Below are 385 nucleotides of genomic sequence, written 5' to 3' on the forward strand. Positions count from 1 at the left end.
GTTCGGGTCCGGCGGCGGCGCGCCCCACCCGCCGGAGATCTGGGCCTTCGCCTCGTTGGCCTTGCGCTGGTCGTCCTCCAGCGAGATGAACAGGCAGGCCTGGCTGACCAGCAACCGGCACACCATGGCGGCCTCGTCCTGGTCGAACCCGGCGCGCAGGAGTGTCCTCATCGCACGGTCCACAGTGGGCCCACCGGCCTCGACCGAGGGGCCGTTGAGCGCCACCCGACGCGCGACCCCGGGGTAGCGCATGAACACGACCCGCAGGTTGGTGAGGAACTGCCGCCACCACGGCCGCCACTCCAGCTCGGCGGGCGGGAGCTCGTACATCGCGATGACGCGGTCGACGACCGCGGTCACGACCGTGTCCCGGTCACCCACGTGG

General features: G+C 71.9%; 1 pseudogene. It reads right to left on the reverse strand.

Annotated features, from left to right (window positions below):
* Positions 1 to 360, reverse strand: a pseudogene (locus I6F24_RS37400) (hypothetical protein); the annotation flags it as partial.
* Positions 361 to 385 lie beyond the last annotated feature (25 nt).

The organism is Bradyrhizobium sp. BRP23 (genome assembly GCF_020194135.1).
GTDB lineage: Bacteria > Pseudomonadota > Alphaproteobacteria > Rhizobiales > Xanthobacteraceae > Bradyrhizobium > Bradyrhizobium yuanmingense.